Origin of the sequence: Proteiniphilum sp. UBA1028, from assembly GCF_002316955.1 — a bacterium.
In the GTDB taxonomy this organism is placed as follows: domain Bacteria; phylum Bacteroidota; class Bacteroidia; order Bacteroidales; family Dysgonomonadaceae; genus Proteiniphilum.
The window spans coordinates 1-22,700 of sequence record NZ_DCEN01000048.1; the positions used below are offsets into that span (position 1 = coordinate 1).

The 22,700-nt window shown below is 44.1% G+C and carries 16 protein-coding genes; 5 read left to right on the plus strand and 11 right to left on the minus strand.

Annotated features, from left to right (window positions below):
* Positions 1–151: 151 nt before the first annotated feature.
* Entirely contained in the window at positions 152–1,486 is a 1,335-nt protein-coding gene (locus tag B3Z75_RS08305) for an NADP-specific glutamate dehydrogenase (RefSeq protein ID WP_286854010.1), read from the minus strand.
* A gap of 99 nt (positions 1,487–1,585) precedes the next feature.
* Positions 1,586–1,756 (minus strand): hypothetical protein, encoded by a 171-nt coding sequence (locus B3Z75_RS08310; RefSeq protein ID WP_286854009.1) that lies wholly within the window; start codon positions 1,754–1,756, stop codon positions 1,586–1,588.
* A gap of 255 nt (positions 1,757–2,011) precedes the next feature.
* Between B3Z75_RS08310 and glmS the strand changes: the two genes are divergently transcribed.
* The gene (gene glmS, locus B3Z75_RS08315; protein WP_286854007.1) at positions 2,012–3,853 is read left to right on the plus strand and encodes a glutamine--fructose-6-phosphate transaminase (isomerizing); all 1,842 of its coding nucleotides are present in this window, start codon (positions 2,012–2,014) and stop codon (positions 3,851–3,853) included.
* A 160-nt stretch (positions 3,854–4,013) separates the two neighbouring features.
* Positions 4,014–6,290, plus strand: coding sequence for an inorganic phosphate transporter (locus tag B3Z75_RS08320; RefSeq protein WP_294069982.1), 2,277 nt, complete (start codon positions 4,014–4,016; stop codon positions 6,288–6,290).
* A 118-nt stretch (positions 6,291–6,408) separates the two neighbouring features.
* Here B3Z75_RS08320 and B3Z75_RS08325 read toward each other — a convergent pair whose 3' ends face one another.
* The 6 genes from B3Z75_RS08325 to B3Z75_RS08350 all read right to left on the minus strand — a co-directional run bounded on the left by B3Z75_RS08325 (position 6,409) and on the right by B3Z75_RS08350 (position 14,577).
* Positions 6,409–6,771 carry a carboxypeptidase-like regulatory domain-containing protein gene (locus B3Z75_RS08325; RefSeq protein WP_294069985.1) on the minus strand — a complete coding sequence of 121 codons (363 nt, stop codon included), beginning with the start codon at positions 6,769–6,771 and terminating at the stop codon, positions 6,409–6,411.
* A 111-nt stretch (positions 6,772–6,882) separates the two neighbouring features.
* Complete coding sequence (locus tag B3Z75_RS08330; RefSeq protein WP_294069988.1) at positions 6,883–7,368, minus strand: toxin-antitoxin system YwqK family antitoxin; 486 nt, start codon at positions 7,366–7,368, stop codon at positions 6,883–6,885.
* 189 nt (positions 7,369–7,557) lie between these two features.
* Entirely contained in the window at positions 7,558–8,724 is a 1,167-nt protein-coding gene (locus tag B3Z75_RS08335; RefSeq protein ID WP_294069991.1) for a hypothetical protein, read from the minus strand.
* Between the two features lie 46 nt (positions 8,725–8,770).
* Positions 8,771–11,455 carry a TonB-dependent receptor gene (locus B3Z75_RS08340; RefSeq protein WP_294069994.1) on the minus strand — a complete coding sequence of 895 codons (2,685 nt, stop codon included), beginning with the start codon at positions 11,453–11,455 and terminating at the stop codon, positions 8,771–8,773.
* 156 nt (positions 11,456–11,611) lie between these two features.
* Complete coding sequence (locus B3Z75_RS08345; protein WP_294069997.1) at positions 11,612–13,339, minus strand: DEAD/DEAH box helicase; 1,728 nt, start codon at positions 13,337–13,339, stop codon at positions 11,612–11,614.
* Between the two features lie 230 nt (positions 13,340–13,569).
* The gene (locus B3Z75_RS08350) at positions 13,570–14,577 is read right to left on the minus strand and encodes a tyrosine-protein phosphatase (protein ID WP_294070000.1); all 1,008 of its coding nucleotides are present in this window, start codon (positions 14,575–14,577) and stop codon (positions 13,570–13,572) included.
* 605 nt (positions 14,578–15,182) lie between these two features.
* On the opposite strand from B3Z75_RS08350, the gene nadA reads away from it, so the two are divergent.
* Positions 15,183–16,127 (plus strand): quinolinate synthase NadA, encoded by a 945-nt coding sequence (gene nadA, locus B3Z75_RS08355; protein ID WP_294070003.1) that lies wholly within the window; start codon positions 15,183–15,185, stop codon positions 16,125–16,127.
* Positions 16,128–16,278: 151 nt separating this feature from the next.
* Positions 16,279–17,382, plus strand: coding sequence for a redox-regulated ATPase YchF (gene ychF / locus B3Z75_RS08360; RefSeq protein WP_294070006.1), 1,104 nt, complete (start codon positions 16,279–16,281; stop codon positions 17,380–17,382).
* Positions 17,383–17,385: 3 nt separating this feature from the next.
* On the opposite strand, the gene B3Z75_RS08365 is transcribed toward ychF, so the two are convergent.
* The 3 genes from B3Z75_RS08365 to polA are packed head-to-tail and all read right to left on the minus strand — an operon-like array spanning position 17,386 to position 21,487.
* Positions 17,386–18,162 (minus strand): radical SAM protein, encoded by a 777-nt coding sequence (locus B3Z75_RS08365; protein WP_294070009.1) that lies wholly within the window; start codon positions 18,160–18,162, stop codon positions 17,386–17,388.
* 54 nt (positions 18,163–18,216) lie between these two features.
* Complete coding sequence (locus B3Z75_RS08370) at positions 18,217–18,669, minus strand: YqaA family protein (RefSeq protein WP_294070011.1); 453 nt, start codon at positions 18,667–18,669, stop codon at positions 18,217–18,219.
* Between the two features lie 10 nt (positions 18,670–18,679).
* On the minus strand, positions 18,680–21,487 hold the full coding sequence (gene polA, locus B3Z75_RS08375) for a DNA polymerase I (protein WP_294070013.1): 2,808 nt from the start codon (positions 21,485–21,487) through the stop codon (positions 18,680–18,682).
* A 133-nt stretch (positions 21,488–21,620) separates the two neighbouring features.
* On the opposite strand from polA, the gene B3Z75_RS08380 reads away from it, so the two are divergent.
* Complete coding sequence (locus tag B3Z75_RS08380) at positions 21,621–22,595, plus strand: polyprenyl synthetase family protein (protein ID WP_294070016.1); 975 nt, start codon at positions 21,621–21,623, stop codon at positions 22,593–22,595.
* The last annotated feature ends 105 nt before the right edge of the window (positions 22,596–22,700 follow it).

Genomic DNA, 22,700 nt, shown 5'->3' on the forward strand with positions numbered 1-22,700 from the left:
AGCTGAGCTACCGGACCATCCTTGTGTAAATTCAGTTTGCAAAAATACGGCAATTCTCAGAATAAAAAAAATTTATAAATCCGTATTTGAAGCATTCTCATAAAAAAAGCGACTTGCGCCGCTTTATACAAAGATAAATTTTACAGAATCATCATAAGATTCCCTGCCCCATCATAGCCTTGGCAACCTTCATAAAGCCGGCGACATTCGCACCTTTCACGTAGTTGACATAGCCGTCGCTTTCTGCTCCGTACTTCACGCAGTTTTCGTGGATATTAGCCATGATCCATTTCAGTTTCTCATCAACCTGCTCGGCAGTCCAGCTGTAGCGTTCCGAATTTTGCGTCATCTCCAGTCCCGAAACCGACACACCGCCGGCATTGGCCGCTTTACCCGGTGCATAGAGTATTTTTGCACGCTGAAACACTTCAATGGCCTCGGGCGTACTGGGCATGTTGGCTCCTTCTGATACGGCAAAAACACCGTTTCTCACCAAAGACTCAGCATCCTGCTCATCAATCTCATTCTGCGTTGCAGAGGGAAGGGCGATATCCCCTTTTTCTCCCCATGGGCGTGCTCCCGGAACATATTTACAACCATACTCTTCGGCATATTCACGAATGCGTCCACGATAGAGATTCTTCAACTCCATCACGAAACGCAGCTTCTCGGCTGTAATACCTTCCGGATCATAGATATATCCGTCGGAATCGGAAAGTGTCACCGGAACAGCACCCAGTTCAATCAGTTTCTCGCAGGTATATTGGGCCACATTTCCGGAGCCGGAAACAAGGCACTTTTTTCCTTTTATGTCGATATTCTTTGTTTTCAACATCTCCAGCAGAAAGTAGACATTGCCGTAACCGGTTGCCTCGGGACGAATCAGCGATCCCCCGAACTCACGACCCTTACCGGTAAAAGTTCCTGTGAACTCTCCTGCTAATTTTTTGTATTTGCCAAACATATAACCCACTTCACGGCCACCCACACCGATATCACCTGCAGGAACGTCGGTATCGGGACCGATTACACGCCACAAACCTTCCACAAAAGCCTGGCAGAACCGCATGATCTCACCGTCCGATTTGCCGCGTGGAGAAAAGTCGGAACCGCCCTTTGCACCTCCCATGGGAAGTGTGGTGAGTGCATTTTTAAAGGTTTGCTCAAAAGCAAGAAACTTCAGGATCGATAACGAGACCGAAGCGTGAAAACGAATGCCTCCCTTATACGGACCGATTGCATTATTGTGCTGCACACGGTAGCCCATGTTGGTCTGCACATTGCCTTTATCGTCCACCCATGTTACCCGAAAAGTATGAATCTTGTCGGGGATAATTAACCGCTCAATAAGATTGGCCTTTTCAAACTCAGGATGTTGATTATACACACCCTCAATAGATTCCACTACTTCCTCCACGGCCTGTAGATACTCCGGCTCGTTGGGAAAACGTCTTTTCACAAGATCGATAACCTCTGTAGTATTCATATTAAACCTTTAAATAATCAGTTTGAAGCACAAAGGTATTTAAATATTTCTAAAACAAAAATTTTTGAATCAATTTTATTACTTTTGATAGAAAAATAGCTACTTTTTTAGATTTTTGTAAACCGGAATAAAAACAACGACACCGGACATCAGTATCGAAATCACGGTGAAAGCAGTAATCTCTGCATATAACAAAATATAGGTCACCAGTCCTATCCAGAGAATAATAATAAAAGCTATTTGTGTTTGAGAGAGTTTCTTTTTTGCCATACGGTTTAATTTTACAACAAAGATAAAAAAAGGGATAAGGTAATATAGTTAAAATTTTGATGTTTATGATTCATCCCTTTGTCATTTCGGAAAGATAGTGCATTTTTGTAAATCTTTTTTTAAAGCAGTATCTGTGGAATGATGAAAACATCCGATACTATTTTCTCATTTCTCAGGTCATCACTTTTCTCATCTGTTCTTTCAAAAACAGACCATATTGCTTCTCAATAAAAATCACCCTTAAATAAGACATCTATGTGTGGAATCGTAGGTTATATTGGCAACAGGCAAGCTTATCCCATATTGATCAAAGGCCTTCACAGGCTCGAGTACCGCGGTTACGACAGTGCCGGCATTGCATTAATTGATCATGAAAGCCTTAAAGTATACAAGGCAAAAGGAAAAGTAGCCGAACTGGAACAGTTTGCACAGCAGAAAGATATTTCAGGTACCATCGGAATCGCACACACACGTTGGGCCACGCACGGGGAGCCTACGCAGAACAATGCACATCCCCACTATTCACAGTCGGAAGATATTGCAATTATTCATAATGGTATCATAGAAAACTACGCTGTCCTAAAAGATGGTTTAATGAAGGAGGGATATCGGTTTCAGAGCCAAACCGACACAGAGGTACTGGTGCAACTGATAGAATACATGAAGATCAAAAACGATGTGGATCTGCCTACAGCCGTTCAGCTAGCTCTTAATCAGGTCGTGGGTGCATACGCCATCGCCGTTCTGGAGAAGCACAATCCTGATTTGATCGTCACCGCCAGAAAAGGAAGTCCGCTTGTGATTGGCATTGGTGAAGATGAATATTTTATCGGATCCGACGCCACACCCATCATTGAATACACTAATCAGGTGATTTATGTGGGTGAAGAGGAGATTGTGACGATCAAGCGTAATGAGCCACTCAGAATCAAGACGATAGGAAATATCGAAAAGACTCCGGAGGTAAAAAAGCTGGAAATGACACTCAGCCAGCTGGAAAAAGGGGGTTACCCCCATTTTATGCTCAAAGAAATATTTGAACAACCTTCTACGTTAAGCGATTGTATGCGTGGCAGGGTGAATGTGGATTCGGACAATATTACACTGGCCGGCTTTATCGACAACAGGGAGAAGTTCCTGCAGGCAAAGCGTATTATCATTACTGCATGCGGTACGTCATGGCATGCGGCCCAGATAGGAATGTATGCGATTGAAGAGTATGCACGGATTCCTGTGGAAGTGGAATATTCTTCGGAGTTTCGCTACAGAAAACCGGTTATCAACAAGGATGATATTGTCATTGCCATTTCCCAGTCGGGAGAGACAGCCGACACGCTGGCTGCTGTTGAGCTGGCAAAACAACACGGTGCCTTTATTTTTGGTATCTGCAATGTGGTAGGTTCATCCATTCCCAGAAACACCCACTCGGGATGTTATACCCATGTTGGGCCCGAGATCGGAGTAGCATCTACCAAGGCTTTTACGGCACAGGTAAGCGTGCTAATCATGTTAGGTATTCTCATCGCCAAAGAGAAAGGGTTTATATCGCATAACGAATATGTAGGATTAATCAAAGAATTAAGTCTGATTCCCGGAAAGGTGGGTGAGGTACTCCATAAAAACGATCAGATTGCCGAACTGGCCAAAACCTTTACCTATGCCAGCAATTGTATCTACCTTGGGCGGGGATATAATTTCCCGGTGGCGCTGGAGGGTGCGCTTAAACTGAAAGAAATTTCCTATATCCATGCCGAAGGTTATCCCGCCGCAGAAATGAAGCATGGCCCCATCGCCCTTATCAGTCATGAAATGCCGGTCATCGCCATTGCTACCCAATCGGACACATACGAAAAAGTAGCCAGTAATATCCAGGAGATCAAGGCGCGTAAAGGTAGAATTATCTCCATTGTCACCCAAGGAGATGACGCGATTAAAAAGCTTTCCGCACACAGCATCGAAGTGCCTGAAACCATTCCCTGCCTCTCGCCACTGCTTTCTGTAATCCCTTTACAATTGCTGGCTTACCACATTGCCGTTGTGAAAGGGTGTGATGTGGATCAACCCCGCAATCTGGCAAAATCCGTCACAGTAGAATAAAAAACCTAAACCAATTGTTTTTTCGAAAAAGTGAAAGCCACGAGCAATATATTTGAACCATTGTTTTTTACTTTTATCTATATTTTATAACTTTGACTCCGTTTAATTCAAAATCTTCATAATTGTTCTTGTCACAATTGAAAAAGTCATTCAACTTCCAATGGATTCAATTTATTTAATTATTGTCGTTATACTGCTAGGATTGGCGGCGTTAGACCTTGTCGTGGGCGTAGCCAATGACGCAGTCAACTTTCTTAATTCAAGCATCGGATCAAAGGTAGCACCTCTCTGGGTAATATTTACGGTCGCCTCACTGGGCGTACTGATAGGCTCCATGTTTTCCAGCGGAATGATGGAGATTGCCCGAAGCGGCGTCTTTTATCCCGAGAAATTCACTTTTCCGGCTATCATGATGTTGTTCCTGTCGGTAATGCTGACGGACGTAGTGTTGCTGGACCTTTACAATACATTCGGACTGCCTACTTCCACTACCGTCTCGCTCGTCTTTGAACTCTTGGGTGCAGCTGTGGCAGTAGCGCTGTTTACGTTGTGGACATCGGGATCCGGCGAAAATCTGGGGGACTACATCAACAGCGGTAAAGCACTGGCTATTATCGGAGGGATATTTATCTCGATTGCCATTGCCTTTGTAGCAGGTAGCATCATCATGTATGTTTCCAGATTGATATTCTCCTTCAATTACGGAAAGACGTTCAAATATCTCGGCGCTATTTGGGGAGGGATTGCACTGACTGCCATCACCTATTTTGCAATTTTTAAAGGACTTAAGGGCAGCGTGCTGGTCACAACAAATATGCTCAGCTATCTTGAACACAACATGGGGACTGCTCTCTTGTATACCTTTCTGGGATGGAGCTTGCTGATGGCCATGATGCAGCATCTCTTCCGCATAAAAATTTTAAAAGTAATTGTGCTGGTGGGAACTGCCGCTTTGGCAATGGCTTTTGCAGGCAACGATCTGGTAAATTTTATCGGAGTATTTATGGCCGGTTTCGATTCATTCCGAATTGCACAAGGTGTCGCAGCTTCGGGTGGCGACGTCGAGACACTCTATATGGGCAGGCTTGCAGAGCCGGTAGTCGCCAACATCGGCTGGCTACTGGGGGCTGGCGTGATCATGGTACTGGCTCTCTGGTTTTCTAAAAAATCGCGTACAGTGACAGAAACAGAGGTTAACCTGGCCCGCAAGGGAGAGGGGGTGGAGCGTTTTTCCTCGTCAACATTGTCCCGCTCGCTGGTAAGGGGGAGCCTCAGTCTCAGCAAGTCAGTGAGCAAAATCACACCGGGGTCGGTAAAAAAATTTATCGAAAGCCGGTTCGAACCGGTAGAGTTGGAGAATAAGGCTTCTTTCGATTTAATACGCGCTTCGATTAACCTTACCATCTCAGCCCTGCTAATCTCTCTCGGTACATCTTTAAAGTTGCCACTTTCTACGACATATGTGACCTTCATGGTGGCCATGGGCTCATCGCTGGCCGATAGGGCCTGGGGACGTGAAAGTGCCGTTTACCGGATAAATGGAGTACTGACCGTCGTTGCCGGTTGGCTGCTTACCGCGCTGGTTGCCTTCATTGCATCGATGGCTGTGGGGCTGTTTTTGATGTGGGGTGGTAAAATAGCCATCGTCATCATGGTGGCTCTGGTGGCATTTATCCTGTTCAAATCGGGCAGATTGCATACAAAGCGGAAATCCAAGGAGTTGCAACATCAGCAGGTACTTTCCAGCGAAGTAGAACTGGTTACTTCCAGCAACGAAGAGGTACGCGAGCTGATGAACAAAACATTGGCTATCTGTAAGCGGGTTCTGGACGGACTGGAGGATGAAAACCGGAAAATGGCAAGAAAGGCCGTGACAGAAGCAAATGAACTGTACGAAAAGTTCAGGGATAAGCGGGATTATGAGGTTGTTCCCACGCTGGAAAGCATACAGATCAACGCCCTGGAGCTCGAACAGGAATATGTGCAGCTGATAGATTATTCCTACGAAATTACAAAATCACTGAAGGCAATTACAGAATCAACCTACCGCTATATCGACAACAATCACACCGCCTTTTCAAAAGAGCAGATCGATGATCTGAAGATCATATTCAAAAACTTAACGGATGTTTATGCAAGTTATGCCATCATGGATAAAAACGGTGATTACAGCCGTTTCGATCAGGTAACTGCCATGCGGGAGACCATCATTGAGTTGAACTCAAAAATGACAAAACGCCAGATAAAAAGAGTCAAGGAAAATGAATCAAGCACCCGAAGCAGCATTCTCTTTCTGAACCTGGTGAACGAATCAAAAATCATCACTCTTCAGTCGAGCAACCTGATGAAATCGCACCGCAACTTCAAGGAGCAGTATGCAAAGTCTTTAGCAGGACGGGATACAAAGAAAGTGATGATGAATGCAACGCTGAACTGATTGCGACGACGAGCCGGGCATCAAGCCTTCCAAAAAACAGTTACAGGGTATATATAAGAAAAACGCGGGTGATACACTCAACAGTGCATCATCCGCGTAATTTATTGGTCATGGCAGCCTATTTTTGAAGCAAACTGATGTGTAAATTTTGATTACCTGCCAGATCAACTTCCATGGAAACAGGTTCGTAAGAAATTAATTCTACCTGCAGTGCATATTTTCCGGGCTTCACACCGGTAATAGTAAATTTACCGTCAAGATCGGAATAATATTTTTTCCCATCGACCACAATAGCTGCACCGGCCAGGGTCTCGTTATTCTTCTCATCTACCACTGATCCAGTCAGCTGTAACGCTTCCACATTTTCAACCAGAGCGACGGACTTGGTTTCTGTTGTCTCTTCTCCATGATTGTTGCCGGCGTTTGCGAAAGCAGTCACAGAAAGCAAGAGAGATGTAGCGAAAACTAAAACAGATCTCATAAGTATATCTTTTTTGTTGTTTAACCTCCACAAAGGTAGGAACATAATCGCGATAAAGTGGTTACGTTTTTGTGAAGATTTTGTGAAGATTTTGTGACATCCGGAAGCGGATCAATACCTTTTTTCGTCGACAAGTCCTCCTTTCTCGTCCCACATTCTCCAGATTCCCGTTTTTCTGCCTTCATAGTAGCTCATCTCATAACGCTGTGTACCCAACTCATCCCAGATGCGCCAGGTTCCGTGTTTCTTGTCGTTCTTGTATTCCGCTTCCGAAATCAGCTGTCCCGAAATGTCGTAACTCCTCCACAAGCCGTGCAACTTTCCTTCCTTGTATGAGCGAATCTCCTTGGGTTTCCTGTTTTCGAAATAAATCACATAGGTGCCCTCAGGTACACCATCCCTGATCTGAATTTCCAAACGCAGCGTTCCATTGTCGTAATACTCCCGGTAATCTCCGGTATAAAACTCAGTCTGGGCCTTGTCACGGTAATAAATACCACCTGATTCGTATATTTGCGGATTTTCCTGCAGTTTCTGTGCCGGTAGAAACAAGGCCACAGAAATAGCAACAAGCATTACATATATCTTCTTTTTCATACGATTATTTTATTTTTCCTTTGTGGTGGTATGGAACTCGCAATAATCATGTTATTGGGTGTAACAATTGGCATGCTCGTTTCATACTAATTGGATTTAGAACAAGGATACCATTGATCGGCAACGAAAGAAAAGCACCCCGATAATTCATCGGGGTACTTATTATCTGTCGTGCAATAGGTGCTTCTCTTAGAATTTATATCCTGTCCAGTTAAATATATTTACCGGGCATCCGGTGTTGCCGGTTTCAATGGTAACCCCCGCAGCAGCCACAGGGCTCGTGAGACGTTGGGGAGCATTGATCAGCGAGTTGGTGATGCTGATGGTGGTACCTGCAGCAGCTCCGCCCTTGGAATCCATAAGATCAACCAAATCTTCCACCGTTCCGGTACCTTTTACAAGCGCATTCACGACCGTGGCTTTTGCACCGCGGCGGATCTTGATGACATCCTGCATCCTTTTAGGTTTATCAGCAGCGTCAAAACTTACCGCAGCTAATTTCAGGTCGATGGTCATGTTTTCAACCCTGAAATCAGACTGATTGGGATGTTCGACATAATTGCCGTCCAGGTTACCGTCTGCTTCTATCCCGCGTGGATCCGATTCACCGCTAGTGTAGCCTGCCTCCCAGATACCGTATGCATTTTTCAATGTTCCGTTGTATCCCTGAGTGAAGTCGAACATATCGTCGTCCGAATTAACAACCAGCAGGTTGCTTACATTTACGGAGCCACCAAAAAACTCGATGCCGTCGTCGGCACCATCATAAATATAAAGATCACTAATTTTGGTTCCGTTTCCCACACCGTTCAGAGTAAGTCCGTTATGTTCAACATCGGCGCTTGAACGGGCACCGGTATTTCCCAGAATCAGATAGGATAATTCACCGGAGTTATCTGCTGCATTGGAACCTCCGTACACATAGGCAGAGTTTACTTCGGTACTTCCAACCTCGCCGGGAGATGCCAAAGGTGCCCTTCCGTTGATAATTAATCCTCCCCAGTACCCTTGTCCGGCATCTTCCTTGTCGGCAATCATCCGTACAGGTTTGTCTGCAGTTCCTCTTGCATTGATCTTACCGCCCTGCAAAACAAGGATATAGTTTGAAAACCCCTGCTGTGCCCTGATGGTTGTTCCCGCCGGGATATTCAGCACACCACCCTCCTCCACGAGAAGCGGGCCTGTTAACAAATATTCCACATTCTCATCAAGCGTTCTTGTATCCTTAATTGATCCGGACAATTTGTTGTCCTCAACCGGGTCGGTTCCACTGTTGTCATCCTTACCGCAGGAAGTCAGCACCACAGGTACCAACATTGCTGCGAACATTAAGAAACTAAAAATAATCTTTTTCATTTTTTGTCAAATTAAAAATTATCGTGTTACAAAAATTTATCATTGTTTAAAATTCGTAGCTTACCCCCAAGCTGAAATTTTGTCCTTTCTTGAATTCATTCAGTATCACCTTCTCGTCGGAAACGCTGCTTTGTCTCGACAGCCGGTAGGAAGCATTCAGCAGGTTCTGAGCCTTCATTTTCAACGATAGATGGTTGTTAAAACTGTAGGAAGAAGCGAAATCGAGGGTGGGAACACCTTCTTCCATGATATCCTTAAAACCCTTGGCTCCCACCGTATGTATACGGTTGCTGAAGTAGTTGAATATGATGGAGGCCACAAAGCTCTTTTCTTTTTTTGTGTGAGTATAGGAAAGATCCAGATTTGTAAGGAAAGGCGATGCACCCTCTAAGCCACTCTTACGGGCTTCTGTATTGAGAATATCCAATGTAAGATTCGTATAAATATAGGATGCATTCAACCCTAAGGAGAGTCTGTGCATCTTCTCAAAGTGCGTATTGAACTGATTGAAGAGATTCTTCCTGAACTCGAACTCTATTCCCCCCACAACGGCATGGTCGCTGATATTGTCGTAGGTGAGCAGCCCGGCCGAATTACCCTGGTCGACTCGTCCGATGGGATTGACAATATACTTATAGAAGCCCGTCAATGTCAATAATTCACCGGAACTCATGTAATAATCCCATTTCAGATCGACGTTGTAATTGTCGGACGGTTTTATATTGGGGTTACCCTGGCTTGAAAAAGAGATATTTACATATTGATACGGGGATATTTCTTTTGATTGAGGCAACGTATAGGATTTGCTTGCCCCCACCCGAATACTGTTTTTATCGTTCAGGTCGTATTTCAGATTCAAACTGGGCAAAAAGTAGTTTTTCCGAATGGATTCCTCACCCGGCTGTACATGCTGCACACGGTGATTTACCGTCATTTCCGCAATATCCATGCGCAAACCGATATTGCCGGTTACATTGGGGAACAACTGATAGGTTCCTTCTGCAAACCCGGAGTGGATGAATTTGGCGACCTTATACGAATTTGTTTCGCCTGTGGTCATACCGAAAAGCCCGGCTTTGAGGTTTGAAACGTTGTAAAAATTGTCCAGTTGAAGCGGATCAATGGGAATGGTGCCGGGCACAGCCGTAAAATTATATTCCACCGCTTCGAAGTTGTCATTTACCAACCGTCCCGTATATCCGAACTGCAAGGATGAATGGCCACTGTTAAACCGATCGTCAAGTCTATAAGTAAAATTTGCTTTTGTGTTGACATCGTTTTCCTTCAAGATGGAGAAGAAACGCTTCTGACGGTTACTTCCGGTAAGAATATAGGATCCGTCCGCCATTCTGGAGAGATAATTTTCGCGTCTATCGGGCTCTGAACCTGTAATGGCATTGTAGGAAACACCAATTTCCAGATCCAATTGATCAGATAACTTCCAGTCTGAGATCAATTGATTGGAAATAAGCATATTGTCGTTTGCTTGCTGCCTGCGATGAAAACCCATATAGTCTTCACTGTCCTGATGCCGTTCGCCGTGCTTGCCGGAGTATTCCCCCACGTACTGATTGTTGGCGTGGATTAGCATGAAATGATATTGCAGATTGTGTTTACGGTTCAGGATATAATTCAGATTACCCAATAGCAGCTGGTTGGTATTCCTAGCATATTTTTTCCCTTCCTGATCCTGATAAATAAGTCCGCTTGTGATGGAGTTACGCACAATTTCACGGGTATAGGAGTAATCGGTACTGTGCGAAGCTACCACATAAAACGAAAGAGGATTGTTGTTTTCGCCAAGCCGGAAAAGCTTTCCTCCGGAGAGCCCGTAGCTGTGATTTAGCGGAATGGAAATCGTTGCAGGATCAAGACTGTTAGGAAAAGTAAACAGGTTGCCAAGCGGCTGTTTTCTATTGGAAAAACCAAAATAATTCGTGCCGTCCTGATGCAGAAAATCGCTGCCGGTTGCTGCGCTGTTCAATCCGGCAGAAACATCAATTTTAAATTCCTGCTCTCCCACCAGCTCCTTTGAAGCGATATCAATAATAGCACCTCCAACATCGGAATAATCTTTTCCGCTGAATACTTTATTGACACCGATATTCTGAATCACATCGGTCCCGAAAAAGTCCAGCGCAATATTTTTATATTCGGGGTCTTCCGAGGGTATCGGAAAGCCGTTGAGCAGGGTTACGTTATATCTGTCGCCCAATCCGCGTACAAACACGTTTTTTACGCCCTCCTGGCGTGAAATACCGGATACCTGTGCTACGGCCGCCTGCGCATCGCCAATTCCTTTCCGGGACAATTCACGGGCTCCCACAGCCTGGGTGGCTACGAGCGCCTGGCGTTGCTCCATCAGCAGGATGTTCTCGCTTTCGCGATTGGCACGCGCCACCACCTCCACCTCCTCCAGGCTTATATCGTCGGAATTCATCCGGAAGTCTGCCACAATATCCTGGTCTCCCCGGACAACCACACCTGTCATGGTTGCAGACTCGTATGATACATACGAAGCAATGAGTGAATATGTTCCTGCCGGTACATTCTGGATAACATAGTTGCCGTCTAAATCGGCCGCCGCTCCGTTCGTGGTTCCTTCTACCAATACCGATGCACCGATGAGCGGCTCATTGGTTTTTGCGTCCGTGATTGTACCCCTGATTGTGCCTGTCTGAGCTTGAACAGCAAGCGAAAAGGCAAAGATAAAGAACAATAGACCGGACAATTTTGACAAAATAAATTTATGCGCCACAAATTTAATATTAAGTTCATTTTCGGCACAAAGGTCTGTTATAAATGTTACAGACCGGTTACGCTTAGGTTACGTTTCTGTTAAGATTTAAGGCGATAAAAAAACGGGGTGCTCTGCCCCGTCCTTTTTTTAATATCTGAATTTCTTCTTTTTACTTTTATTCCCGTAATCATTCCCGAAAAATTTCTTCTTCCCTTTCTCGGGCCTTTCACCTTCCTGCGCCAACTGCACGACCAGTTTCCGGTCTTCAATGTACATACCACGAAATGTATTAACTATTTTTCCTGCAAGCTCTTCCGGTACTTCAAAAAAGGAAAAGCTTTTCATCAGGTCGATACGCCCTATGGGTACCTTTCCCTTTACATTGTCGTTGATAAAACCCATGAGTGATGCCGGATTCACGCCATCCATCTTCCCGACATTGATAAAGAGTCGTGCATATCCTTTTTCCGGCTTACGGGCACCATTCTCCTGCCTATTATCTCCTCTTTTACCACGGGATTCTTCTCTGTTCCTGCGAGAGGATTCCTGCGGCTCTTCAATTTCTTCCGCCTGCTGATAATATTCAATCAGCCGGTTAAACTCAAGAGAAACAATTCGTTTAATAATATCCTCCTTCTCAAGCCATTCCAGTTTACGAAAAATAGAGGGCAGCAAACGCTCGATCTCTGCTTCGTTTACTTTTACCTTTTCAATTTTATCCACAAAGTTGAACAACTGTTTCTCGCAAATCACATCTCCTTTGGGAATTTCTCTTTTCTCAAATTTCTTGTTGATCAGTTTTTCTATCTGTGTTACTTTTCCTTTCTCCTTGGTATGGATAATGGATATTGACGTGCCTGTTTTTCCAGCCCTGCCGGTTCTTCCGCTACGATGTGTGTATATCTCAAAATCATCCGGCAGTCCGAAATTGACAATGTGCGTCACGTCGTCCACGTCCAGCCCACGGGCAGCGACATCGGTCGCTACCAGCAACTGGAGATTGTGATTCCGGTATTTACCCATCACAAAGTCACGCTGTGCCTGGGAAAGGTCGCCATGCAACGAATCCGCATCGTACCCATCCTGCAAAAGCTTGTCGGCAATTTCCTGTGTCTCTTTGCGCGTACGGCAGAAAACAATGCCGTAAATATTGGGATAGTAATCCACGATGCGTTTCAATGCCAGATATTTGTCTTTCGCATGCACCATATAGTAGATGTGACGCACACTTTGTGCCCCTTCATTCTTCCGGCCAATGGTGATCTCCTTCGGATCCTGCATATACTTCCGTGTAATTTTTTCAATCTCCTTCGGCATCGTGGCAGAAAACAACAACATGCTCCGTTCCTGTGGCAGATAGGAAAGAATTTCATCAATGTCCTCAGAGAAACCCATGTTCAGCATTTCATCTGCTTCGTCCAGCACCATGGTGTGCACGTTGCTGAGAGATACTGTTTTACGCTTAATCAAGTCGATAAGCCTTCCCGGGGTAGCCACAATGATGTGCACCCCTCTTTTCAATGTTCGTATCTGACTTTCAATGCTCGATCCTCCGTAAACAGGAAGAATTTTAATATCTTTCACATAGGTAGAATAGTCGGTCAGATCACCGGCAATCTGCAGACATAGTTCTCTGGTAGGACACAGGATTAGTGTCTGCGGCGAAAGATGTTTTACATCTGTTTTCTGAATGATGGGAATTCCGAAAGCGGCTGTCTTTCCGGTTCCTGTTTGGGCAAGTGCGATGATGTCGCGCGTGTTGGCCAGCAATTGGGGGATTACCTCCGTTTGTACCGGCATGGGTTGTTCAAATCCCAGTTCAGTAATCGCTTGCTGAATTTCGGGCATCACACCCAGTTCTTGAAATGTACTCATTTTTATAAATTATTAATGTGTGAGTATTGATCTTTCTCCTTACTCCACATAACCGACTTCATAAAGATGAGAGAAAATTCAATGACAATCTGTGATTTTGGGACGATGTTTTTTGATGATAACCTCTTTTTCAGAAGACTTTTTTAATCATCCCTTTTTAAAATCGGGTGCAAAGGTATGAAAATAAATTGGATAATTAGAACGTGACCGGGTTAACGAAGAAAAATAAATCAGAACTGGTATAGAAGATATTTCCTGAGTAAATTTCTTTTGCCGATGGTTACCCTGAGTTCCTTCTCCAGATAATTATCCAACGATCCATATTTTAGTTTGATATGGTCTACGGCATAATTAAGGTAAGCCCTGTTGACGGATAACATGGCTGTGACAGCTTCCTGCATCGACTCGGAGAGAGTTCTGGCATCTATCTCTGCTTTTGCAGGATCAATATGCTGATTGGAAAGCATATAATCCTGCTCCAGAATGCCTTGGGGTATCCCGATGGCATACAAAATCAAATAGGTAGCTATTCCAACCCCATCTTTTCCCAATGAACCGGACAACAGAACAGGGTAATTGCTGTCGTTGGCAAGCAGATCGAACATTTCGGCAAACTGAGTTTTGTGATTCTCTACCAGATTGACATATTCTTCCTGCACGTAACGAATGGCATCGCTCCGGTCGAAATGTTCGTCTTTCATCTGTTCATCAAGTTTGCCTGCATCCATGGGCGCCAGCGGCAAAGCTATTTTTCTGATTGAAGGGTGAAGGAGGATGGGATATTTTCCGGCTGTTCTCTCCGAACGAAAATCGATCACCGTCTTTATTTTCAACCTCCGGATGCGTTCCTGATCGTAGAGGGTGGCGTTGCTAAGATTGCCCGAACGATAGATAACACCCCACTTCATTTGCCGGTTATCGGTGGTATAATATCCGCCGATGTCACGAAAGTTCTTGATGTTATTCATGTCGATAACCCTGTTGGCCACTACACCGGAGTGAACGCCGGCAGTACGAAGAATAAAATATTCCCGCAAGCCGGAACCGGTAGGATTCACTTTAAGCACCTGATCCGTAATCCTGGTAGTTGCAACCGGCGTAAAACTTGTCAGGGAACTGTCAGTAAGAGAAGAGTAGATATCAATGTTGCCCTCCTGATCGGGACTTACTTCCCACTTAAGCAGAAAATCCCCTTCCCTGTCTTTCTCTACCACGGACGTTATCTTTACTGTCGACATACATGAGTGTGTCAGAATAATCAGCAAGCAGACAAATAGTATGGAATATAGTTTCTTCACCTTACTTATATTAGAAACAAAAGTATAAAAACTTTGTTCTAAAAAGAAAGTAAAAAAAAGAGTATTAACAATATATAATTATTCGTCTTTCTTTTTAATACTTTATTTTTAAGTTACTTGGGATATTTTTGCCTGAAAGAGACTTTTGTTGATAACTTGTGAAAGAATTGTAGAAAGAAATTCATAATTTCATTTTTTTATTTAAAATCAATTTTCCGATAAAAACATTTTGCATAATTACAAATTTGTTACGCTTTTTTTACAGCAATGTTTCCACCTCTTTTCAACAAGAGGACAGCAATGGAAAAGAAATTAATTATTAACTTTGCTTTTTATCAACAGCTTTCGATAACTTTTCTTATACGGTTGAATATCAGTATAAAGAAAATAATTAAAGCCGTGATTATTTGACGATAACTTGCTTTCATAATTTGAAAACGTGACTTCCAAATTTTTTGAATAAAACTGATTGACAGTTTCAACAGGCTATCATCATCATCATACTTCTTTTTTATTTTTAAAACTATATATATAATAATTAGGTTATGACAAAAGCAGAAATCATTCAAAATATAGCACTCCTGAAAAAAGAGAAAAACGCCATTATTCTGGCGCATTATTACCAGGAATCTGATATCCAGGATATTGCCGATTTTGTGGGAGATAGTCTGGCATTGGCCCAGTGGGCTGCGAAGACCACTGCCGACATCATTGTGTTGTGTGGCGTGCATTTTATGGGTGAGACCGCAAAAATATTAAGTCCGGAAAAGCGGGTATTTATTCCGGATCTGATGGCCGGTTGTTCTTTGGCAGAGAGTTGTCCGGCTGATGAGTTTGAGAAATTTGTGCATGATCATCCAGGCCATACGGTTATTTCCTATGTGAATACGACGGCAGCCGTAAAGGCATTGACCGATATCGTTGTCACCTCTACCAATGCGAAACAGGTGGTTGAATCGCTTCCGGCAGATGAAAAAATAATTTTTGGTCCTGATAAAAATCTGGGTGATTATATCAACAAACTCACCGGAAGAAATATGTTGTTGTGGGACGGTGTTTGTCATGTACACGCACAGTTTTCGCTGGAGAAAATTATGGATCTCAAAAAAGAACATCCTGAAGCGTTATTGCTGGCTCACCCCGAATGTCCAAAATATCTTTTGGAAATGGCCGATCACGTAGGGTCAACCTCTTCCATTCTTAAATTTGCGACCCTTTCCGATAAAAAACAGTTTATTGTGGCTACTGAAGCAGGCATATTGCATCAGATGCAAAAAGAAAATCCGGAAAAAGAGTTTATCCCGGCTCCTCCTGAAGATTCCACCTGTGCGTGTAATGAGTGTTTTTATATGAAAATGAATACGTTAGAGAAACTGTATCTCTCTCTCAAAAATGAAACACCCGAGATTTTTATTGAAGAAAGGATCAGGTTAAAAGCTGTGAAGCCAATTGAACGGATGCTGGAGATTTCCGCACGTCACGGTCTGTGATCGTTATATGGACTCTGTTTTGTCAACCATTCCAGAGAATTGATAAACTGATCCCTTTTTTGTACCTTTGCACCCGCAAAAAATGTATGGCTCTCTTCTGCTGATTCTTTACTGGTTTCATTGGAGTGAGCGTCTTTAAAAATCGAAAAAAATGGCGCTTCAATGTGGTATTGTGGGGCTTCCCAACGTAGGGAAATCAACCCTTTTCAATTGTTTGTCGAATGCGAAAGCGCAGGCGGCAAATTTTCCATTCTGTACTATCGAACCCAATGTGGGTGTGATTACGGTTCCGGATGATAGGCTTAATAAATTGGCTGAACTTATTCATCCACAGAGAATTTTGCCTACTACTGTAGAGATAGTAGATATTGCGGGATTGGTGAAGGGAGCGAGCAAAGGAGAAGGTTTGGGGAATAAGTTTCTGGCCAATATTCGGGAAACAGATGCAATTCTGCATGTATTGCGTTGTTTCGACGACGAGAATGTGACGCACGTAGACGGACTGGTTGATCCGGTGCGGGACAAGGAGATTATTGATGCCGAACTGCAGCTGAAAGATCTGGAGACGATTGAAGCGCGCATCAATAGGGTGGAGAAGCAGGCAAAGACGGGGGGCGACAAAGATGCCAAGCTCGCTTTTGAAGTTTATTCAAAAATACGCGCTGCCTTGTTGCGTGGAGAATCGGCACGGACAGTGACTTTCGATACCAAAGATGAAACGAAGGCTGCCCAGGGACTTTTTCTACTTACTTCCAAACCGGTATTGTATGTCTGCAATGTAGACGAAGCCAGTGCAGTGAGTGGAAACAGGTATGTGGAAGCAGTGCGCGAAGCGGTGAAAAACGAAAACGCGCAAATTCTGGTAGTGGCTGCCAAAATTGAATCAGAAATAGCGGAATTTGAAACCTACGAAGAAAGGCAAATGTTTCTGAACGAAATTGGGTTGGAAGAATCCGGTGTCAACCGACTCATCAAATCGGCCTACAGGTTGCTTGACCTGCAAACATTTATTACCGCTGGAGTACAGGAAGTACGTGCCTGGACATTTCAGAAAGGATGGAAAGCCCCACAATGTGCCGGTGTAATCCATACGGACTTTGAGAAAGGATTTATTCGTGCCGAGGTCATTAAATACGATGATTACATCACCTACGGTTCTGAAAGTGCTGTCAAGGAAGCTGGTAAAATGAATGTGGAAGGCAAGGAATATGTGGTGCAGGATGGTGATATCATCCACTTTCGTTTTAATGTCTGATCTTTACAGAGCTACATTGGTTTTAATCCCCAGTTCCTCTACCTGTTCGGCTATTTTTTTGAGGACTTCAGCAGAGGCTTTTTGAAGCCCTTTTGCGGGTGTTTCCCGATCAATAGTATAGATCATCACTTCACGCGGCTTGAGCTCTCTAATAAGCTCTAACCATGCAAAAATCTCTTCTTCTGTGGTGTTGTCGATTATCTTCCCTTCGAAAGTGCCTTTTAAAAACATGGTCTGGAGAATAAAATTGCCCTGAAATTGTTTATAGCGTGCCACCTGTCTTGCTACTCCATAGGTGGGGGTATTGGGACGATCGATTATCCTGACAGTTTCGTCGAAGGCCGAATCAAGTTTTAAGATGGGATGATCGACCTTTTGGAGTGCATTGAAAACTGTTTTTTTCGACAAATGCATGCCGTTGGAAAGTACGCTTATTCCTGTATGAGGATAGTAGCGATTCCGCAATGCAATGCTATCATCAATGATTTTATCAAATTCAGGATGCAGGGTAGGCTCGCCGTTTCCGGCAAATGTGATCACATCGAGTTTAGCCTCCTCTTCACGAAGCGACTTCAGCCTATCTTCCAAAGCAGCTTTTACAAGTTCCCTGTCGGGTAGTTTCGTTTTTGTACGAAAGTCTTTATTGAAACCGCATTCGCAGTAGATGCAATCAAACGAACAGAGTTTGCCGTCGTAGGGTAACAGGTTTACTCCTAACGACGTTCCCATTCTTCTGCTGTGAACAGGTCCGTAAACTATTTCGTTAAAAAGTATTGTCATGTCAATTTATATTTGAATCAAGAACTAAACGGGATGACTGAAGCCTGACACTAGTCAGAACCAGGAAAGAATCCTGTCTGTGCCAAAACCGATGAGCAGATAGCGCAAAAACTTGCCCATGGTCATTGAGATCATCACGACCGAGACATTGGCTCGCATAAATCCAAGTGCCACGATCATTGCATCTCCAACAGCTGGCATAAAACCGAAAAACCCCATCATGGCGCCTTTCCCGTGCAGCCACTGGATGGTTTTACCAATTTTTTCGGGCTTTATCTTGAACCATCTTTCCAGCCATTGTGTTTTACCCAATCTTCCCAGGTAGTAGCAGGTAGCACCTCCCATAGCATTCCCGACCGTAGCATAGATAATGCTGGTCCACAGATCCATTCCTGCTGCTATCAACGCCGCAAAAACTACTTCGGAGCTGAAAGGAAGTATGGTTGCTGCAAGAAAAGAAGCCAACAGCAACCCCCAGTATCCGTAATCTGCCAATCCGTCGAGCATGACTTTTGTGTTAATGAGCCACCAGCCAGTTTTCTCCTACTCCCAGATCCGTTTTTAAAGGAACTTGCAGACGAAAGGCATGTTCCATCTCCTCTGTCACTATTTGCCTCAGTCTCGGCAGTTCATCGGGGATAACGTTGAAGTTGAGTTCGTCGTGTACCTGGAGGATCATTCTCGAACGCATCTTCTCTTTTTCCAGCCGCTCGAAAATTCGCACCATGGCCACCTTGATAATATCCGCCGCACTTCCCTGAATGGGGGCGTTAATGGCATTGCGTTCCGCGTATCCACGCACGGTAGCATTACGGGAATTAATATCCGGCAGATAACGTTTTCTTCCGAATATTGTCTCGACATATCCTTGAGTGCGCGCCCTTGCAATGCTTTCATCCATATAGCGTTTCACATCGGGGAATGTGGCAAAATATTCGTCAATCAGGTCTTTGGCTTCAGTGCGGGAGATAGTCAGCCTTTCCGATAATCCAAAGGGAGTGATTCCATAAATAATACCAAAATTGGCCGTTTTTGCCTTTCTCCGCATATCTCCTGTTACTTCTTCCAGAGGGACTTTAAAAATTTTTGAGGCTGTGGCAGCGTGGATATCCAGCCCTTTATTGAACGCTTCCACCATATTATGGTCTCCGCTTAGGTGGGCCATGATGCGCAGTTCAATTTGTGAATAGTCTGAGGAGACAAACAAACAATCCTCATCGGGAATGAATACCTTACGCATCTCCTTGCCACGTTCGTCGCGTATGGGGATGTTCTGCAGATTCGGGTTCGTACTGCTCAAACGTCCCGTTGCTGCCACGGTCTGGTTGAACGATGTGTGGATTTTACCGGTACGTGAATGGATTAGCAGCGGGAAAGCGTCCACGTAAGTGCTCAATATTTTTTTTAGTCCCCTTTGTTCCAGTATTTTACCAATTATAGGATGTTTGGATCGAATTTTTTCCAGTTCCTCCTCGCTGGTTTTGTACTGTCCCGTCTTGGTTTTTTTCGGTTTATCCGTGATCTTCATTCTGTCGAACAGTACTTCGCCTATCTGTTTTGGGGAGTTAATGTTAAATTCAATACCCGCCATCTCCGTGATCTCTTTCTCAATCAATTCCAGTTCGCCGGTATATTGCTTTGAAAGATCGTTTATAGCCTCCAGATCCAGACGCACTCCTGTCCATTCCATATCTGCCAGCACATAAATAAGCGGAAATTCCACGCTGTACAAAAGATGATCGAGTCCGTTCGCGTGAATCTCTTTTTCCAGCCTGTGCTTCAGTTTAAGCGTGATGTCGGCATCCTCTGCGGCATAGTCGGTGACGATCGCCGGGTCAACGTCGCGCATATTTCCTTGATTTTTCCCCTTGGCACCAATCAACTCTTCAATGTGTATTGTTTTATATTTCAAATAGATCTCGGCCATGTAGTCCATGCCGTGACGAATTTCAGGGTTGATCAGATAGTGCGCGATCATGGTATCAAAAAGTGATCCCCGCACCCGAATGTCATAATTCCGCAGTTCAAGGATGTCGTATTTGATGTTTTGCCCTACTTTTTCTATGTTTTCGCTCTCGAAAAAGGGACGAAAAATATCGACCTGTCGTTGAGCTTCCGCTCGATCCGCAGAGATGGGTACATAATAGGCTTCACCTTCTTTAAATGCAAAAGAAAGTCCCACCAGTTCACTCAGCAATGGGTCTACGCCTGTAGTTTCGGTGTCGAAACAGACCGATTGTTGTTGGCACAACATCCTGCTCAATGTGGCCATCTCATCTTCAGTCTCAACCATCGTGTATTGATGCGGGGTGGTGTGGATATTGGTGAAGTCGGCCGGCATTTCGGGAGAGATAGCTGTCGGCGATTCGTCTGAATTCTTTGTTTCCGGCAAATCGAACAGGGAAAACAAATCACCCTGTAACGGACCTTTCGGTGCTGTTTTCACCGGATCCTGCTTCAATACCCGGTTGAGAAGGGCACGAAATTCGAGTTCCTCGAAGAGTTCTTTTATGGCACCTTCGTCTATCTCTTTCCGGATAAAATCGTCCTCCGACACCTCAATGGGCACGTCTGTCTTGATGGTAGCCAGAAATTTGGAGAAACGTATCTGGTCGCTATTTTCTTCTATTTTGGCCTTTAAAGCCCCTTTTAGCTGATGGCTATTTTTAAGCAGATTTTCTATCGAGTCGAACTCCCGCAGCAGTTTTACAGCAGTTTTTTCTCCCACACCGGGGCAGCCGGGGATGTTATCGGAAGAATCACCCATTAATCCCAATAAATCGATCATCTGACACGGATGATCAATCTGGTACTTTTCCGTTACTTTTTTGTCATCCAGTACGTCAAAATCATTGCTTCCGTATTTTGGTTTGTATATAAAGATATGAGATTCAGTTAGTTGTCCGTAATCCTTGTCGGGTGTCATCATGTACACGTCAAAGCGATCCTTGTCCGCCCGTTTGGCGATTGTGCCGATCACATCATCCGCTTCGTAACCGGGTACTTCCAGCACCGGAATGTTGTAGGCACTGATGATATCCTTGATGATGGGAACAGATAATTTAATTACTTCCGGTGTAGCCTCACGCTGTGCCTTATATTCTTCGTAAGCTGTATGACGAAAGGTGGGACCCGGAGGATCAAAAGCGACCGCTATGTGGGTGGGATCCTCTTTTCGCAGCACCTCTTCCAGCGTATTTACAAAGCCGAAAATAGCCGAGGTATTTCTTCCTTTCGAGTCTATGCGCGGATTTTTGATAAAAGCGTAATACGATCTGTAAATGAGGGCGTATGCGTCGAGGAGGAAAAGTTTATTTTTAGTCATCAGTTAGTACGTTATAATGTTCGTGCTCGTTTCACCACGTTTTCAAAAAATTAATTTTGAAACTGTAAAGTTACGAATATTTGTTGCGAACAGGAGAATTATTTTTACTTTTGTAAGTTATTAAGCAGGTGTAATGGATCAAAGTCAGATAATAAAAGATTTTCTTCGGGAAGAGCTCCTTCTTTTCGAAGATTATTTCCGCCAGTCGCTCAAAAGTGACAATCCGCGTGTAGCGGAGATGATCAGCCATGTGTTTAACTCGAACGGAAAACGACTGAGACCCATACTGGTGCTTTTAACAGCCAAGGCTTGCGGACGCATTATCCCGGAAACCTATCACGGTGCGGTGACAGTTGAACTCTTGCATACGGCTACACTGATACACGACGATGTAATCGACAAGTCGGATATGCGAAGAGGTAAAAAATCCGTGAACGCCGTATTTGATAATACCAAAGCTGTGCTGATCGGTGATTATCTTTTGTCCACTGCATTGATGGAGAGTGTGAAAACAAGAGATCTCGGTATTGTCAGCATCATTTCGGAACTGGGACAAAATCTTTCCGAGGGAGAACTGGATCAATATTCTCTTGCCAGCGATGTCATCATTGACGAGGATGCTTATTTTGATGTCATCGACAAAAAAACTGCGTCGCTCATGCGTGCGAGTATTACCATCGGGGCTATTACCGGTGGAGCAGGGATCGAAACGATTGAAAGATTCAGAGAACTGGGTGGGCTTCTTGGAATCTGTTTCCAAATCAGAGACGACATCTTCGACTATTACCAAACCGACATTGGAAAACCTACCGGCAACGATATACGGGAGGGGAAGATTACACTTCCCCTGATTTATGCGTTAAAAAATGCACCGCAGGATCTAAGTAAAGAGATGATAGGTATCATTACATCGCGCGATTACACCGAAGATAATATCACAAAACTGCTCATGTTCGCAAGAAATAATCGTGGAGTGGAGCATGCATATAGAAGAATGGATGAGTTTCTCGACGAAGCGGAAAAGATTATCGCGGATTTTACATTCGATAACAACATTAAATCGCTTATGCGTCTTTTTCTTGTTTACCTGAGAGAACGCGCCTATTAAAAAAATGAGGCTGTCTCAAAATAAAATTTAACCTCCTGAGAAATGAATATTGGGATATGTTCTCAGATAGATATCCGAATAAAAAGAGGGTGAAATCACCTTTGT

What these genes read in the sequence shown, in the direction of transcription:
- B3Z75_RS08335 (WP_294069991.1), bottom strand. Translation starts at nt 8,724, where the DNA reads ATGAAAAAGATTATTTTTAGTTTCTTAATGTTCGCAGCAATGTTGGTA.
- polA (WP_294070013.1), bottom strand. Translation starts at nt 21,487, where the DNA reads ATGACTAAAAATAAACTTTTCCTCCTCGACGCATACGCCCTCATTTAC.
- ychF (WP_294070006.1), top strand. Translation starts at nt 16,279, where the DNA reads ATGGCGCTTCAATGTGGTATTGTGGGGCTTCCCAACGTAGGGAAATCA.
- B3Z75_RS08325 (WP_294069985.1), bottom strand. Translation starts at nt 6,771, where the DNA reads ATGAGATCTGTTTTAGTTTTCGCTACATCTCTCTTGCTTTCTGTGACT.
- B3Z75_RS08380 (WP_294070016.1), top strand. Translation starts at nt 21,621, where the DNA reads ATGGATCAAAGTCAGATAATAAAAGATTTTCTTCGGGAAGAGCTCCTT.
- nadA (WP_294070003.1), top strand. Translation starts at nt 15,183, where the DNA reads ATGACAAAAGCAGAAATCATTCAAAATATAGCACTCCTGAAAAAAGAG.
- B3Z75_RS08365 (WP_294070009.1), bottom strand. Translation starts at nt 18,162, where the DNA reads ATGACAATACTTTTTAACGAAATAGTTTACGGACCTGTTCACAGCAGA.
- B3Z75_RS08330 (WP_294069988.1), bottom strand. Translation starts at nt 7,368, where the DNA reads ATGAAAAAGAAGATATATGTAATGCTTGTTGCTATTTCTGTGGCCTTG.
- B3Z75_RS08350 (WP_294070000.1), bottom strand. Translation starts at nt 14,577, where the DNA reads ATGTCGACAGTAAAGATAACGTCCGTGGTAGAGAAAGACAGGGAAGGG.
- glmS (WP_286854007.1), top strand. Translation starts at nt 2,012, where the DNA reads ATGTGTGGAATCGTAGGTTATATTGGCAACAGGCAAGCTTATCCCATA.
- B3Z75_RS08345 (WP_294069997.1), bottom strand. Translation starts at nt 13,339, where the DNA reads ATGAGTACATTTCAAGAACTGGGTGTGATGCCCGAAATTCAGCAAGCG.
- B3Z75_RS08370 (WP_294070011.1), bottom strand. Translation starts at nt 18,669, where the DNA reads ATGCTCGACGGATTGGCAGATTACGGATACTGGGGGTTGCTGTTGGCT.
- B3Z75_RS08320 (WP_294069982.1), top strand. Translation starts at nt 4,014, where the DNA reads ATGGATTCAATTTATTTAATTATTGTCGTTATACTGCTAGGATTGGCG.
- B3Z75_RS08305 (WP_286854010.1), bottom strand. Translation starts at nt 1,486, where the DNA reads ATGAATACTACAGAGGTTATCGATCTTGTGAAAAGACGTTTTCCCAAC.
- B3Z75_RS08310 (WP_286854009.1), bottom strand. Translation starts at nt 1,756, where the DNA reads ATGGCAAAAAAGAAACTCTCTCAAACACAAATAGCTTTTATTATTATT.